Annotated in this window: 17 protein-coding genes; 11 read left to right on the forward strand and 6 right to left on the reverse strand. The window is 41.4% G+C overall.

Annotated elements, in window-relative coordinates; genetic code table 11:
• Window positions 1-85: 85 nt before the first annotated feature.
• The 3 genes from rpsT to KDW03_RS10270 are packed head-to-tail and all read left to right on the forward strand — an operon-like array spanning window position 86 to window position 1,168.
• Entirely contained in the window at window positions 86-364 is a 279-nt protein-coding gene (gene rpsT / locus KDW03_RS10260) for a 30S ribosomal protein S20 (RefSeq protein ID WP_271434982.1), read from the forward strand.
• A 47-nt stretch (window positions 365-411) separates the two neighbouring features.
• Entirely contained in the window at window positions 412-723 is a 312-nt protein-coding gene (locus KDW03_RS10265) for an HU family DNA-binding protein (RefSeq protein ID WP_271434983.1), read from the forward strand.
• 46 nt (window positions 724-769) lie between these two features.
• On the forward strand, window positions 770-1,168 hold the full coding sequence (locus KDW03_RS10270; RefSeq protein WP_271434984.1) for a bactofilin family protein: 399 nt from the start codon (window positions 770-772) through the stop codon (window positions 1,166-1,168).
• Window positions 1,169-1,197: 29 nt separating this feature from the next.
• On the opposite strand, the gene KDW03_RS10275 is transcribed toward KDW03_RS10270, so the two are convergent.
• From KDW03_RS10275 to KDW03_RS10295, 5 genes are all read right to left on the reverse strand, one after another.
• A complete protein-coding gene (locus KDW03_RS10275; RefSeq protein ID WP_271434985.1) occupies window positions 1,198-3,543 on the reverse strand; it encodes an endonuclease MutS2 in 2,346 nt (781 codons plus the stop codon).
• Window positions 3,524-4,654, reverse strand: coding sequence for a glycosyltransferase family 4 protein (locus tag KDW03_RS10280; protein ID WP_271434986.1), 1,131 nt, complete (start codon window positions 4,652-4,654; stop codon window positions 3,524-3,526). The genes KDW03_RS10275 and KDW03_RS10280 overlap by 20 nt, the downstream gene beginning before the upstream one ends.
• A 2-nt stretch (window positions 4,655-4,656) precedes the next feature.
• Window positions 4,657-5,085, reverse strand: coding sequence for a hypothetical protein (locus KDW03_RS10285; RefSeq protein ID WP_271434987.1), 429 nt, complete (start codon window positions 5,083-5,085; stop codon window positions 4,657-4,659).
• A gap of 511 nt (window positions 5,086-5,596) precedes the next feature.
• Window positions 5,597-6,739 carry a putative lipid II flippase FtsW gene (gene ftsW / locus KDW03_RS10290; protein WP_271434988.1) on the reverse strand — a complete coding sequence of 381 codons (1,143 nt, stop codon included), beginning with the start codon at window positions 6,737-6,739 and terminating at the stop codon, window positions 5,597-5,599.
• A gap of 9 nt (window positions 6,740-6,748) precedes the next feature.
• Complete coding sequence (locus tag KDW03_RS10295; RefSeq protein ID WP_271434989.1) at window positions 6,749-7,633, reverse strand: hypothetical protein; 885 nt, start codon at window positions 7,631-7,633, stop codon at window positions 6,749-6,751.
• Between the two features lie 146 nt (window positions 7,634-7,779).
• Here KDW03_RS10295 and KDW03_RS10300 point away from each other — a divergent pair, with 146 nt between their 5' ends.
• From KDW03_RS10300 to KDW03_RS10325, 6 genes are read left to right on the forward strand one after another with little or no spacing between them, the layout of a single operon-like run.
• Complete coding sequence (locus tag KDW03_RS10300) at window positions 7,780-8,289, forward strand: adenine phosphoribosyltransferase (RefSeq protein WP_271434990.1); 510 nt, start codon at window positions 7,780-7,782, stop codon at window positions 8,287-8,289.
• Between the two features lie 22 nt (window positions 8,290-8,311).
• Complete coding sequence (secG, locus tag KDW03_RS10305) at window positions 8,312-8,650, forward strand: preprotein translocase subunit SecG (protein ID WP_271434991.1); 339 nt, start codon at window positions 8,312-8,314, stop codon at window positions 8,648-8,650.
• Between the two features lie 2 nt (window positions 8,651-8,652).
• Window positions 8,653-9,342, forward strand: a complete 690-nt coding sequence (ispD, locus tag KDW03_RS10310) for a 2-C-methyl-D-erythritol 4-phosphate cytidylyltransferase (RefSeq protein WP_271434992.1) — start codon at window positions 8,653-8,655, stop codon at window positions 9,340-9,342.
• Complete coding sequence (locus KDW03_RS10315; RefSeq protein ID WP_271434993.1) at window positions 9,339-9,845, forward strand: hypothetical protein; 507 nt, start codon at window positions 9,339-9,341, stop codon at window positions 9,843-9,845. The genes ispD and KDW03_RS10315 overlap by 4 nt, the downstream gene beginning before the upstream one ends.
• Window positions 9,846-9,870: 25 nt before the next feature.
• Entirely contained in the window at window positions 9,871-10,983 is a 1,113-nt protein-coding gene (locus KDW03_RS10320; protein WP_271434994.1) for a M20/M25/M40 family metallo-hydrolase, read from the forward strand.
• A gap of 31 nt (window positions 10,984-11,014) precedes the next feature.
• Window positions 11,015-11,473 carry a leucine-rich repeat domain-containing protein gene (locus KDW03_RS10325; RefSeq protein WP_271434995.1) on the forward strand — a complete coding sequence of 153 codons (459 nt, stop codon included), beginning with the start codon at window positions 11,015-11,017 and terminating at the stop codon, window positions 11,471-11,473.
• Here the strand turns inward: KDW03_RS10325 and KDW03_RS10330 are convergent.
• Window positions 11,452-12,615, reverse strand: a complete 1,164-nt coding sequence (locus tag KDW03_RS10330) for an IS256 family transposase (RefSeq protein WP_271434996.1) — start codon at window positions 12,613-12,615, stop codon at window positions 11,452-11,454. The genes KDW03_RS10325 and KDW03_RS10330 overlap by 22 nt on opposite strands.
• A gap of 106 nt (window positions 12,616-12,721) precedes the next feature.
• Between KDW03_RS10330 and KDW03_RS10335 the strand changes: the two genes are divergently transcribed.
• The gene (locus KDW03_RS10335) at window positions 12,722-13,870 is read left to right on the forward strand and encodes a leucine-rich repeat domain-containing protein (RefSeq protein ID WP_271434997.1); all 1,149 of its coding nucleotides are present in this window, start codon (window positions 12,722-12,724) and stop codon (window positions 13,868-13,870) included.
• A 46-nt stretch (window positions 13,871-13,916) separates the two neighbouring features.
• Window positions 13,917-16,019, forward strand: coding sequence for an ATP-binding protein (locus KDW03_RS10340; protein WP_271434998.1), 2,103 nt, complete (start codon window positions 13,917-13,919; stop codon window positions 16,017-16,019).
• Window positions 16,020-16,064: the final 45 nt, after the last annotated feature.

A 16,064-nucleotide genomic window follows, 5' to 3' on the forward strand; every position in this document is an offset into this window, starting at 1 on the left:
TGTTTTTTTGCTTCATTTTTATTGACTAATTTTTATAAATACAGTAAAATATAATACTAAATTTTTGGAAGGCAAGGAGGTTTTTGTGCCTATAATCAAATCCGCTAAAAAACAGATGCGCAAAGCAGAGAAGCGTCGTGCTAGAAACAGAGCCCTCAAAACTGCTCTCAAAAATCTGCGCAAGGAGACTCTTCAGCTTCTTCAGGATCCCAAGACAACACTTGCTCAAGCCCAGGAGGCTCTGAACACCTTTAAGTCCAAGATTGATAATGCATGGGCTAAAGGAATCTACAAGAGAAATAAATCTTCTCGACTCATTTCTCGAATGGAACAGATATTTAATCAAAAATTTGGCCAGAAATAAAACAAGGTTATGATAACTAAAAAGTAATATATATGAGGAGGATAAATATGGCTCGAGAAAAACTTACAAAGGCTCATCTGGTCGATAAAGTGTACCAGGATCCTGCAGTGGATGAGTTGAAACTGACACGAAAGCAAATCATGACGGTGGTCTCTGTTTTTGTCGAGAAATTACGTGAGTCTATCGAAGGTCTTGGTGAGGATGATCGCATTGAACTCAGGGGTTTTGGTACTTTTGGTGTTAAAAAACGAAAAGCCAGAGTTGCCAGAAATCCTAAAACAGGCGAAGAGGTTAAAGTCCCATCTAGAAAGACTCCATTTTTCAAACCTGGAAAAGAGCTTAAGAACTCTGTGAAGTAGGTCGAGGAGTTCAAAAAATAGAAAAGAATTCAGCAAGGAGGCCTTTATGGCAAAAGACAATCTTGGACCCAATATTGACGAAAGCATGGTTGATACTGTTTTAGCTGATGATATTGATTTTCAGGGTACCATGCGTTTCAATAAGTCTCTCATGATCAAGGGACGCTTTGAAGGCAAAATTGAAGCTACCGGTCATCTCATTGTAGGACCAAAAGCTGTTATCAACGCTGACGTAAAAGCTGGTGTGGTAACAAACTATGGCCAGATTAACGGAAATGTAGAAGGTCTCGAGCGTGTAGAATTGCTTCACAATGCCAAACTCACCGGGGATATCAAGACTCCCGATCTCATCATCGAGACAGGGTGTTCTTTTAATGGAAACTGTACCATGGTTCCAAAACAGCCCTCCCAAACTCCTCAAAATCAACAGACTGTCAAAAAGTAACAAAAAAGGCTGCTTTTTAGCAGCCTTTTTTATCGTATTCGCACAATAGTTTTTCCCCTTCCTCCTTCGTTCTGAGGAGCAAATTCATAGGAAGCGACGTTTTTCTGTTGTCTCAGAAAGTCATGAATCGCTCGCTGCAAGATGCCTCCTCCCATCCCATGGATAATGTACACTACTGCTGCCCCCTCAAGAAGAGCTTTATCAAGAGTCTTTTCTACCTCTCGTAAAGCTTCATCCACTGTTTTTCCTCGTACATCAAGAGAGAGGTTCGACGTTTTCATATGTTGAGAAAAAGAAAAAGTCTCACGAGGAGATGGCTGTGGAGAAGAAGGCACGTCTTGTTCTGATGTATAAATCTCCTCAAGACTCACAATAAACGAGATACCACCCACGCGAACCTTGGCTTTGTCACGCTGAATAGATTCAATAACCCCGCTTGCCTGAAATGAGGGAAGAAAAACAGTTTGTCCTACCTGGGGGACTCTTATAGGTTGATAAAAGGATTTCTGACTTTGCTGAATACGCTTTTCGATAATGTCTGCTTGTTTTTCTAAATCTTTGGGTGAAAGTTGGGATTTTTTTACCATTTCATGAAGACGATTAATCTCTTCTCTCAGGGTGGACAATTCTTCGCTCATTTTTTCTAGTTGTTTCTCTTTTAAAGTTTTCTCGCGGACCTCGAGTTCCTTTAATTTCTTCTGGTAGGAAAGCTCCATCTGAAATACCTCTGCCATTCGTTTCTCAAGCTTTTGTTGTTTAGCAACCAGGAGCTGTTTTTGTTTCTCCACCTCTTGAAGCAGTTTTTCTGTCGGAGAAAGCATCTCTTCAAGATAACGAGACGCAGCATTGATAATACTTTTTTCTAAACCATGACGACGAGCAATATCCAGTGCGAAACTCATAGAAGATTCCCCGTACTGAAGCTTATACAACGGAAGAAGACGTTCACTATCAAACATTACCGAAGCATTCTGGATACGTCGATCCTCATAAGCCATTTGTTTTAATCCATTGTAATGAGTGGTAATGATGACCATAGCACCTTTTGCCAGAAGGGCCTGAAGATAGGCTTTGGCCAGGGCTTCCCCTTCTCTCGGGTCAGTGTTATTTGCTATCTCGTCAATAAGAACAAGAGTAGTACTATCGGCATTTTCCCAGATGGTTTGAAGAGAAACTATCTGAGCTGTGAAGCTCGAAAGTGCCCTTTCCAGGTTTTGCTCATCTCCTATTTCAGCATAAACTTTATGAAAAACCCCTAAACGTGCTTCTGTGGCAGGTAATGGGATGCCACACATCCCCATGAGTACCAAAAGCCCAGCAGTTTTAAGAGAGACTGTCTTTCCTCCAGCATTTGGTCCACTAATGATAAGTGATTGATATCCCTCAAGAAGAATATCTACCGGCACCGCCTTCTCTCTCAGAAAAGGATGACGCGCCTCACGAATATGTATATGGGGGGTTTCACTTACCTGAGGAAGCGTTCCCTGCACACTTTTCCAGTAAAGAAAACGAAGGTGGAGCCATTCCCAGATTGGACAAACCTCATAGACTATTTTTAATCCCACTTGAATCTGGCGAAGAAGACCGGTAATTTCACCCATCAAACGCCACATCTCCTGGAGTTCAAGTTCATCAATCTCGAGAATCTCATTATTGGCATCAATGATAAATGCCGGTTCCATATAAACCGTTTCACCTGTCTTAGAATAGGAATGAAGAATAGCTTGATATTCCCGTTGAAAGACGTTTTTCATGGAGGTTTTAATAGGAAGAACAAATCTCCCCTCTTTGACAGTGACAAACGTATCCTGGAGATATCCCTGAACCGTTTCATCAGCAATAAACGTCTCGAGTTTTTGCTGAATATTTTTTCGCAAATTGCGTTTTTTTTCCCGTATCTCGATTAAATGGGGACTTGCATTTTCAAAGATCTCTCCCTCAGGGGAAAGAATACCATCTATGGTTCGTCTCATTTCAGGATAATCTTCCAGTGTAGCACACAAACTGTAGAGATGGGGATAAACCTCCTGGTTTCTCTGAACCTCTTGGAAAAGCTGGATATTATTTTCAAGCAACGTCAAAAGCCTGCGAAAGAGGAGTGTTTCCTCAGGAGAGAGAATTGCTCCTTCCAGTGCCAGCTTACGAAACATCTCTTCCATATCCACCAGTTCCTCAGAAGCAAAGGTAAAACCCTTGTGTGCAAGAGTAATATACTCAGAAAGTGTCTCAAAATCATCCTGAAGAGAAGAAACATACCCATAAGGAACTAGAGAGAGGATCTTTTGTTTTGTGGTTTCACATCGGGCAGAACGAGCAAATTCTTCGAGAAGTTCGTGAAAACCAAGGGCCCGGGCATCAAAGTGTCTTTCTGCCATGAAATTCCTCCACTATTTCACCTATCCGAGCATAAAAATCCCGTGCCATCTCATCCCAATGAAAGCGAGCAGCCCATTCTAGAGCTTTTTTTGAAAATTCTTCCCACAGAGAAGATTCCTCAAGAAGCTTTTCAACCGCTTTAACCAGAGCTTCAATAGAGCCATTCTCCACAAGTAACCCTGTGTTTCCATGCTGAATAGAATCCTTTAGTCCAGGAATTTCATAAGCCACAACAGGGGTACCAAGAGCATTCGCCTCGATCACCACTATTCCCCATCCTTCCTTCTCAGAGGGTAGAACCATCACCCAGGCCCTTCGAAGAAGGGCTTGTTTGGCTTCTTCATCAATAAAACCGTAAAACTCAACACATCCCTCAAGCCCGAGATCCTTTGAAAGTTTTTCCAATTTTTCCCTCTCTTCTCCCTGACCAGCGATGACAAATTTCACCTGAGGATGAGAAGCATGAATCCTGTGAGCCATTCTGAGAAAATGATCCACCCGTTTATACGACTTTAACCGTCCGAGATACACTACCAAGGGGACTTTCTCCCTTTCAGCTATTTTTGTCTCAAAAGAAATAGGAGCAAGGGATACTCCATTGTAAACCACGGAAAGCTTCTGATAAGGATACAGCTTTTGCAATTCTCTGGTGGTACTTGGAGAAACTGCCAGAAGAGGTGTACGAACATACGCCCTTAGAAAAAATCGCTCCATCAAAAAAACATAGGTAGCAAGATACCAGGGAAGAATGGTATAGAGACTTTTACCATGAATATGGTGCATAAGAGCCACCACAGGCACCTCTTTAATATACCACGGCGTCGCAAGAGGAATCTTTGAAATATCGTCGATAACCAGATCATACGACTTTTGTTTACCCTGTGTTTGCCACCACCAAAAAAAAGAAAAGTTTAAAAAGAAATTTGAAAATAGACGATAAATTGTATACCACGGTGTCTTTTCAAGAGTTTGACAACCGTGAAACCTCGCACTAAGAAAGTCCACTTCCCAATCGGGGGGTTTTCTTTTCAAAAGCTCATGGATATGTACCTCTGCTCCCCCTGCCTCCGGGTGAAAAATATCTCTCCAGTTAACAACCAGCACTTTCATAGTCAAAACTCTGTCTGATAGAGAGGGATCGTCAACTGAAATTTTTGAAAAGAGCCCTGGTACTGACGATAATGAACCTGATCATAATACGCTGCAAAAAGGGGAATCAAAAAAGTAGAGAGATAGATATAATTCCAATCAGTATCTGAGAGAAAAGCTCCTTCTTGTTGATAGAAATATGCGTTCTTAATCATAAGAACATTCATAATAAGATAAAATGAAATAGGAATGGCCACAAAAAACACCACGTCATACCGCCGCCAGGTACTTTCAGTAAAAGGCAGGGTATTTGTCCCTTTGATCAGATAGGTGTTAGGCAATTCAGGAGGATGTGATACCCTTATACGAGGGAGAATCTCCCCCTCCACAAGGGAAACATTCGTCTCCATAAGCGGAGCATCATCCAGTCCCCACACAGAGACAAAGAACAAAAAAAATATCCCGAGGTATTTCATGATGAGTATTATAGGAGAGAAATCCAAATTCGTCAAATAAAAAATATTTTTTTCAAAAACCAACCTATGATCGAGCTAGAAAATTTTATTTTCTCTACTCATCAACCGATAAAAATAAAAAAACAAGGAAAGTATATGAATCGAGCGATGTCTCTTTTATGCGCTCTTTTACTTCTCGTAAGTTGTGAGATGAATAAACAAACTCGCTCTACTCCCCAGGTTAAAACAAAAACAAAAACCACCACCGCCGTCCAACAAGAGAAAGCCACGTCGTCGGCCAAAACATCAACCACTGCACCATCTATCATGGAACAGGTAAGAAAATTTTTTACTCCTCAAGAAACAAAAAAATCCTCTAAAACCTCTCCCATTTCCTTTTGGCAAATTCCTTTTGCATTGCAAAACATCAAACCAACTACGATAGTGTTTACCGTAACAGGAGGTGCGCTTTTTCTCCATTTTCTCCTCAAAGCTTTGAAAAAATAAGCTAATCGAATGCCTCGTCAAAATTTCGTTGCACTTCCTTTACTGTTGCATGTACCTCATCTCCGTGAGCACTCAGGTTTAAAAGAATCCCCATCGCACAGGAAAACATAAGAAGCGAAGATCCACCATAGCTTACAAATGGCAAACTCACCCCTGTTGGAGGGAAAAGTCCCGTGGTTACCCCTATATTGAGCAGGACATGGAAACCAAAAAGTGAGGCAATTCCATACCCAAGAAGCTGACCAAAGGGGTCCTTGATACGCTTGGCGATAAGAAAAGCCCGAAGAAAAATAAAAAGATACACACCAAGAAGTAAAAGTGCCACCACAAGCCCCATCTCTTCGGTGATAATCGCATAAATAAAATCGGTATGCGGTGTAGGAAGAGCCCCTATCTTTTGAGTGGAGTTTCCCAAACCCTTTCCAAACCAGCCAGCATTAGCAAAAGCCCGATACGACTGGATAAGATGATAGCCCTTGCCATAAGGGTCGTTCCAGGGATTGAGAAACGAAAGAACTCTCGCCTTGCGATAGGCTACTTTCACCACAAAAGCTACCAGAACAGGGAGGCTGAGAAGTGATACACTCAAAAGATGTTTAAGAGAGGCTCCTCCCACAAAAAACATCACCATCCCCACCATAAGCAAAAGAACCGCAATAGAAAATCCGGATTGCATCAAAATGATAAAAAACATCGCTGTCACAATCAAAAGAGGAGGAAGGAATCCAAAAGTAAAATCCCCTAATTTGCGCTGTTTCTTTGTCAGAATAAAAGAAAGATAAATCACCACAACAAGTTTTGCAAACTCTGCAGGATTCATATCAAAAAAACCCAAACTGATCCAGCGCCTCGCCCCTCCCCTGACACTCCCAAGCCCCGGCACAAACACCAACAAAAGAAGAAAAAACGTCAAAAATACGATGGGTTTTATCCATCGACGAAGCTCAGTGTATTCATACCGAGCCATAAAGATCATAACTCCAAACCCTAAAAGCACAAAAAACATCTGCTTCATCGCGTACGTATAGATATTACCCGTATAACGGAGGGAAAAATAGGAACTCGAGCTAAAGACAAACAGTATTCCCAGTACCATTAAAAAAAGAACAGCATACAAAAGTGACCTGTCTATCCTTGAGAGCAAATCTCCCCCCTAAAAACTATAAGCATAACTCAACGCTACACGATAAGGCTTAATAAGAGTTTCTCTGTACTGCCAGGAAGTAAAGTGTCCATCCTTACTCTCAAACTGAGGTTCGGTATACCACTGAAAAAGAAGTGTCAAACCATGTTGCCCAAACTCCATATACGCCAGAGGACCGAAAACCCATTCAGTAAAATCAGAAGCCCAGCCTTTATCCTTCATAGGAGAAACATCTTTTTTCGTGATTCGAGAAGTTGTCGACGCCAGAAAACCGACATTCTTTAACCAGAGAGGCATTTGATAAGCAAGAACCGTTGTAGTGAGATATTTCCAACCATTGTAATTCTGCCCTTTGTCAGCCTCATACAACCAGGGGGTTTCATCATCAGCACTACTGAGCATACGATAATTGAGCTTTTGCTCCGCATACACAAGTACATGACTCCAATCGCCAGGAATAATAGCTCCTGTATCAAACTGGAAAGCCCCCGATATCCAACCCTCCGCCACAACTCCACCAAAAGGCGTGGGAGTCTGGATATGATTGGTGTTCGTAAGCGGATTGAGCGCAAGTCCAACAAAATTTAAGAGTGTCCACCCTGTACCGATTTTCCCTCCGGCCGTAAAAACCAATACCGCCAGAGGAGAAATACTTACCTGTGCACCACCATTCACCGAGACAGGAGAGATTTCTCCAAACAATCTCCATGTCAAAGAGTTATCCTTCGTCAACAAGCCATTTCCCCGTAAAAAAGGAATCTTTTCTTCATGAGAAACAACCACCTTGGTTTCAAGACCGGGAAAATAAACCGCATTCAGCCATTGAATCTGATTTTTACTCTCACCTGCAAAAAAATACAACGGGAGAATCCAGAGTATCCATATTCTTTTCATAGAGTCCTCCTTATAAATAAATATTATTTTACCCTTTAGACATTTTTATTATAGAGAAAAAAAACAAAAAAAGACAAGCAAAAAGTTTGCTTTCTTGAGTTTTTTATTGTATAATAACCCTATATCTTTTTCTGGAAGGTAGTGTTATGGATTTCAAGGCGTACGTTCGCAACGTTCCGGATTTTCCTGTTCCGGGAATTCAATTCAAAGACCTCACCACCCTCTGGAAGGACAAAGAAGCTTTTCATAATAGTATAGAGGAACTTGTAAATCATTATAAGAACAAAAAAATAGACAAAGTTGTAGCTGCTGAATCCAGAGGTTTTATCATTGGAGCTCCCCTTGCCTATGCCCTTGGCGTAGGGTTTGTTCCTGTTCGTAAAGCAGGGAAACTTCCTGCAGAAAAGATATCAGAAAGTTATGCCCTCGAATACGGTGTTGCCACCCTGGAAATCCACAAAGATGCCATCTATCCTGGGGAACAAGTTCTTCTTGTGGATGATGTTTTAGCGACAGGAGGAACGTGTCAGGCAATTATCCGCCTCGTGGAAGCTCTTGGTGGGAAGGTTGTGGAATGTGCCTTTTTTGTCGTTCTCGATGCCCTCAAGGGAGAGGAAAAACTCTCCTGCCCTGTTTATACCCTTATGCGTTATTAAGAGAAAAAGGAGGAAATATACAATGACGGCTTTTCTCAGCGGGTTACTTTTTTTTATTTTCGTGGTAGATGTTCTTCTCCTCATTCCTGTCGTTCTTATGCAATCGGGAAGTGGGGCTCAGGCTGGACTCTTTGGGAGTGATTTTGCAGCCGGGGCTTTTGGTGCCAAAACGAGTGAAGTACTGGTAAGCTTTACCAAGTGGCTTGTAGCTATCTTTTTTATTTCTTCTCTTGGACTTGCCTACCTTCATCTCCCAAGAACCCCCAAAGTTCCTCCTGCTGTCACTTCAACTGAGCAAGCCCCTGCAGCAGAAACTCCGGCTCCCCTCCCTGCTGAAAACACTCTTCCCCCTCAGCAGTAACCATGAATCCCGTGAAACGGGGTGTAATCCTTCTTGCTGGTGGTGTTGGAAGCCGTTTTGGTGCAGAAAAACCAAAACAATTTGTTGAACTTTTAGGAAGGCCCATTTTAGATTACAGTCTTGACGTATTTTCAAAAGAGAGTGATGTTGTCTGTGTGGTTTCGCATCCTGATTGGATAGATGAGTTGTACACTCTGCCCCATTGGAGGGAGGATATCCTCATTGCCCACGGAGGGAAAACCCGTCAGGAATCTGTATACTCTGGTCTTCAAACACTGGCCCAGGTCTCTCCTGAGGTTGTTGCCATCCATGATGGAGCCCGCCCTCTTGTCTCACCGAATCTCATCCGAACAGGATGGGAAAAACTCAAAGAAGGGAAAGCGGCTATTCCTGTGCTTCCGGTTCATCAAACGGTTGCCTATGTCCACCATGCCAGAATCTCTCATTACATTGATAGAACCAATCTCGTTATCATCCAGACCCCTCAATTTTTTCATTTTGAGACCATCTACAAAGCCCATCAAAAAGCTCGAGAGAACGGCATCACTGACACGACGGATGATAGTCAATTACTTCAGAAAGAAGGCATTTCTGTCGATATATTTAATGGTGAGCTATGGAATATCAAAATTACCACTCCTGAAGACATTCTCCTGGCTCAAACCTACCTACAACAAGGAGAGATCATATGAAAAGGATGTATGGATTGTTCATCGTTCTACTTGTTCTCACGGGTTCTTTTTTTTCCTGTCAGAAAAAAGTAAAACCAGAACAGCTCCAACCAGAAGAACCCCAGATTTCTGCAGAAGAAGAAGCAAAGATAAAACTTATCATTAACTTTGATGGTAAATGGCAACGAGGAACAAGGGCTGTTATCGTTATCACCGGTAAAAAAGGCCGTATTGTTGCCAAGAATGGGGCTGAAATTCCCATCACCGTCCACTATCTCAACGAAAAAACGGTCAAAATCGTTGAAGAAGATTACAATGTTCAATACCTGATAAACTGGCTCCCGAAAAAGATAGCCCAGCAACTTGTGCAAACTAAAGCGCTTCGAGCCTACTCCATCCTCGAGATTATTGATGAAAATACCCTCAAAGGAAAAGTATACGGCTGGAACGTTGTTCACGATGAAGATGTGGTTCAGGATATTCAACCTTATATAAGTGCCGAAGAATGGAAACGCATTCCCTAAAAAAAATCATAAGTTAAGGTATGGTATGAATGATATTCGTCGTCGGGTTGTTGATGAATTTGTAAGGCAGGTTAAAATTGAAAGCCCTTCTTTTAAAGAAGAAAAGATGTTTGATTACCTCGAAAACCGATTGAAGTCTCTCGGGATAACTGTGGAGCGCCTCCCCTACACCACCGAAGAGGGGAATACCTCGGAAAACCTTGTTGCCAGACTCCATGCCAATGTTCCCGGGAAGAAGAAACTCTTCTTTGATGCCCATGTCGATACGGTTGAACCAGGGATTGGAATTACCCCGGTGGTTGAGGAAGAGGTTATTCGTTCTTCCGGGCAAACGATTCTGGGAAGTGATGACAAAGCCGCCTCTGCTGCCATGGTTATTGCTCTCGAGGAGCTTATTCACCGCGAACATGGTGACATCACTTTCATTTTTACCTCTGCCGAAGAGGTAGGACTGGTTGGAGTTCGTTATCTTGATTTTTCTCATATTGAGGCTGATTATGGGTTTGTTCTGGATTCCCATGGACCAGTGGGTGGGATCATTGTCGCAGCACCAACCCAATATCAGTATGAGATATTCATCACGGGAAAGGCAAGCCATGCTGGAATAGCACCAGAAGCAGGGAAAAACGCTATTGTTGCCGCAGGGGATCTCCTTACCCGGTTACCTCAGGGAAGAATAAACCGCTATACTGTTGCCAATGTAGGTGTCATTGACGGTGGAAAGGCAACAAACATTGTTGCTGATCTCTGCCACATTCAGGGAGAATTCCGTTCCCACCGAGAAAGTGATTGTCAGAAGCTTCAAAAACACATAGAAAAACTTGTTCGCCGTAAATCTTTTGTAAGAAAAACAGAAGATGTAAATGTCTGTTTCAAAAGGGTATACATCGGTTTTCGATATGATGCTTCAAGCCCTGTTATCCAGCTTGCTTCACGAGCCATGCACACCCTTGGGATCACACCACGTCTCGAATGGACAGGTGGTGGTAGTAACACCAACATCTACAACCAGAATGGTATCCCTGCCGTCAATTTGAGTGTTGGAATGGAAGAGGTACATTCTCTCAAGGAGTATATTCGTATCGATGATCTCGAAAATCTCACCAAACTTCTCTTGACGTTGAGCGATCTGTGTTAGGTCTCTCACAAGACGGAGAGGAGTATATACCATGAAAATGATACCGATTGCCAATCAGTACTACTCATCCGAATCCCGTGAACTTTTCCTCTCCCATATGGGACTAACAAAGATCGAAGACATGAGTGTTTTTCAACGACTGGAAAGACTCTGGCTTGATCACAATGATATCACCGAAATCAGTGGTCTGGATAATCTTCCTAATCTCATCGGACTCAAACTCTCCTACAACAAAATCGATGAAATAAAAAACCTTCGTCTCCCGAAACTCAAATGGCTCTATCTGGATCATAACCGTATCACCCGTATCCAGAGTCTTGAGTTTCTTCCTTCCCTTGAGTTGTTATATTTAGACGGAAATCCCATCAAAAGTATAGATAAAAATACGTATGATTTTCTTTACCAGAAGCGTGTTATTTTTATGAATGATAGGGGAGCAGAGCATTGTGTCAAGAAAATTGTGTCTAGTCATAGGATAACCTCGCTGTGAATATTTTCTTTGGTGTATGAGTGTTGCTCACGATAGAGTTGAAAGTAATACTCCCAATTTTTTAACTTTCTTTTTAAGAACTTCTCATTTTGGTATCTTAATAACAGGTAAAGATATTTCTCAGCTGAAGCCTCGCTTTGACACATTTCCATTGTTTTTAATCTCCTTTTAAGTTCTTTAAAGAGTCTTTCCAGGGCATTGTTTGTATACACCATGCTTCGTATTCCTTCAGGTAATTCCATGTAAGTGAATATATTCTCTCTTATTGTCAAGAGGTTATTCATTAAGTTGGGATAGATATTTTTCCATTTTTGTATAAATTTCATAAACAATTGTTCTGCCTCCTGTTTGTCTTTGGCATGAAATACCTCTTTTATTTCAGTGGCAATGATATTTCTGTGTTGAACTCTCACTTTAGCCAGTATGTTTCTCATGACATGGACTACACAGGGCTGATACTTTGCGTGGGGATATATCTCTGTGATGACGTTTTTCATACCACTTAAGCCATCAGAGACAATAAAATGAATCTGTTTGACACCTCTTTCTCTTATATCTAGCAAAATTTCCCGCCAGTTATAAGCACTTTCCATGCCTCCTGGCAGGTAGTATCCTAAAATCTCCCGTCTTCCCTCAGGTGTAATGCCTATAGCTACATATATTGATTCATTTTCTACCCTATCTCTCTTGATAGGAAACACCATAGCATCCAGAAATACCACGGCATATTCTTCCATGAGAGGGCGACTACGCCACTTCTGAATCTCTTCTATGCCTACCTGGCTTATCCTTGAGATGTTAGCATAAGAAATCTTTATTTCATAAAGCTCTTTTAAAACTTCTGCTATCTTCCTTGTTGACATTCCTGATATCAACATAGCCCTGATTAATGCATCTAAGTCTTCTGTGATGCGTTTGCGATAGGGAAGAAGGGCACTTTTAAATCCATTATCCCTTGTTCTTGGAACACGTATGGCTGTAAGCTCGCCAAAAGCTGTCTTTAAATCCCTTTCGTAAAAGCCATTGCCTTTTGTGGGTGGATTGTTTTCCAGGTAAATCTCTCTTTCCTCTTTTAACATACTCTCTAATACTTCCTTGACAATTGGTTTGAATAGCTCTAAAATATTCTTCGTCTCAATCATATCTGGCCTCCTGTGATAGTTTTATTTATATTATCACAGGAGGTTATCTTTTTCCTACCAGACACAATTAAGTATACACTGCCGAGCAGAGATTGGTGATGTCGAAATGTATGTTAAAAAATACAATATCCGTGTAGAAATGCCCAACTCTGTGAAAATAGGTTCTCACGAATATCCAATTGATGTTACTGAAATCAATCTCATGGATCCTTCCATAGACAGTCTCAAACCAGTAGAAAATCTCATTACCCTTAAAATCCTCAGCCTCTCCAACACACAGATAGACAAAATCGCCTATCTTGATAACCTCGTTAATCTCAGGGTATTAAATCTTGCTAGCGCCAGAATCCAGGAAATCGAAGGTCTCGATACTCTTGTTAATCTCGAGAGACTCAGTCTTTCAGGGAACCAGATTCGAGAAATCAAGGGACTAGAAAACCTCATTAACCTCAAAAAACTTGGCCTCAGAAGAAACGAAATCACCCAGATAGAAAACCTGGATACCCTTCTAAAACTTCAAGCTCTTTGGCTCTCCGAAAACCGCATATCCCGCATTGAAAATCTCTACAAACTTACCAATCTCAGAGAACTTTTTCTCAGTTACAACAAGATTACCCGAATCGTGAACCTCGAGAAACTCACAAGTCTGAGAGCCCTTCATCTCGACCACAACCAGATCAGTAAGATCGAAAATCTTGAAAAGCTCAAAGAACTCGAGGAACTCAACCTCTCTTTCAATAATATTATTCTCATTGAAAATCTCGAAAAAAACACTCATCTCGTCTGGCTTTCCCTTGCCCACAACCAGATCAATGAAATTCAAGGGCTCAACAATCAGGTCAACCTCGAGTGGCTTGCCCTCAACGACAATTCAATAAGCAAAATAGAAAACCTTCAGAATCTCAAACGCCTCCAGTGCCTCTATCTTCACAACAACCATATTCAAAAAATTGAAAATCTCGAAACACTTTCTCAGCTCAGAATACTCTCCCTCTACAACAATCGTATCTCCCGTATCGAAAACCTTCAAAACCTTAAAAATCTCGAGATCCTCTGGTTAAGCTATAACCAGATCACCCGCCTCGCCAATCTCGAGGTTTTACCCAACCTCAAGCGTATAGACATCTACAACAACCCTATCCGAAGCATAGAAAGAAAAACCTACAACTTTCTCAAAACCAAACAAGTCAAGATTAACAGTATTTCTATCGATGAATACCTCTTTGAAAATCATATTAAAATAGACAACGCATAACTCAAGAAATTTCTGTTTCTTTACCGATAAAAAAAGGGGGAGAAGTATGGCACGTCTCTATATTGTCGAAGACGACGCAATTGTTAGTCTCTATATCAAAAATTTTCTCAAAAAAAATCATGATGTTATAGGATCAAGTGCCAGTTTCCAGCCGGCAAAAGAAGAGATTATCGATCTGAAACCAGATCTTGTAGTATCAGATATCATCCTCCTTGACAAACAGGGTGATGGAATAAAACTCGCAGAAGAGGTCAACAAGGTCATTTTTATTCCTTTTATCTTTCTCACAGGTGTCGCTTTTAACCCCACAGATGAACGTTTCCAGCATATTCCTGTTTATGGTTACATTACCAAACCCATAGACGAGCAGCGACTGTTATCTACTGTAGAGTTGGCACTCATGCGAATCGCCTCGGAAAAACAACTTGATGCATTTACCACAAAACTTCAACTAGAAATAAAACAGCGTGAACAGGTGGAAGAAGAGCTCCGTCAAACCCTATACCGCCACGAACATTTTATCAACCAGCTTCCCGATGTTGTTTTTGAAATAGACTCGGAAGGAAAACTCACCTTTGTCAATAAGGCTGTTGAGCGTTTTCTGGGATACCTCCCCGAAGAAATCCTGGGTACTCCTGTAATAAACCTCGTCTCTGAGGAGTCTCTTTTTCTTTCAAAACAACTCTTTCAGATGTTTCAAGAGGATATTGTTTTTCAGCGTGTCTTTACGCAACAGGTGTATGAGCTTTCCTTCCAGCACAAAAACGGCTCTATTCGCTGGGGAAGGATCACCTTCGTTCCCCTAGTAAGCCAATCCGGAATTATTGTAGGAACCCAGGGAATTCTTTATGATATCACCCTCGAAAAACATCAGCAAAAGATGCTTGAATCCCGGTTGAAAAAACTTCAGCAGCAAAAGCGCTACCAGACAATTATTCGTTATATTCTTGAAAAGATTAACGAGACGCTGGATCCTTTTCCAGAACTTTCTGGTCTGGCGGATTTCATTCGCGTTTCTTTTGGAATAGATGGAGTTCTTATTTTCCGTTATGAAGAAGGCACCTCTTCTCTTTTACAACAGATATCGTGTTTCTTTTATGAAGATAATCTTTGCAAGGAACCTCTGAAATACACTCTCTCTGAAGAAGAAAAATCCCTCCTTACCTCGGTTATCTACCTGAGAGAGAAAACGAAACTTCCCGAACGTTTTCATTCATTCTGGGATGAAAACAACATAAAAAGCGCCACCCTTTTCCCTCTCTACTTTGAAAAAAAGCTTTTTGGTCTACTTGTTTGTTTCTGGTACACACGAAAGCACCTTGAACGCTCATTTTTTATCACCATGCAGATCATCGCCGAGGTTTTTGCTCAGGCTATACACCGACACGAGGAGTGGGAACATCATCTTGATACTGAGAAAAAACTCGCTGATCAAAAACTTCTCATGGAAAAGGCAGAAAGCATGGCTACCTTTGGACAGATGATGAGTGCTATCTCCCATGAAATCCGCCAACCTCTGCAGTCTATCCGACTTCTCAGTGAAAGTGCTGTGTATTGGGCAAACCATGGCAAAGCGCTCCCTTACGAAGAAATCCTTGCAAATATGAAAAAAATTTCCCAGCGGGTGGTGAGAATAGATCGGATAATAGAAGGGATGAAACAGGCAGCCCTTTCTACAACTTCTATCAAACCAGAAAGAGTCAAAATAGCCTCCGTAATTGAAGAAAGTTTAGACGTATTGCATGATAAACTAAATGTTGCTCAGATTACAGTAAAAAAACACCTTGTTCATGCTGATCTCGAAGTCACTTTTCACCCCATTCAACTAAACCAGGTTATAACAAACCTGCTTTCCAATGCTATTCATGCCCTTGAATCCCAGGATCCCCCCAGAATTATTATCCTAGAAACTGAAGAATATAAGGAAAACTCTATCCTTTGCATAAAGGACAACGGTCCTGGTATACCACCAGAAAAAGAAAAATACATCTTTGAGCCTTTTTTTACCACCCGACCGGGAACGGGCATGGGAATTGGTCTCTATGTTGTCAAAAGACTCCTCTCTCTCTATGGAGCCAGAATTACCTATCAGAGGGAAAACCACTGGACAATCTTTGAGATTATTTTCCCCTCTTCTGGGAAGAAATAATTTTTTTCTTTAACCCCTTGCATAAAATAAAAATTGCCTTATGAT

The organism is Thermospira aquatica (assembly GCF_023525255.1).
Taxonomy (GTDB): Bacteria; Spirochaetota; Brevinematia; order Brevinematales; family Thermospiraceae; genus Thermospira; species Thermospira aquatica.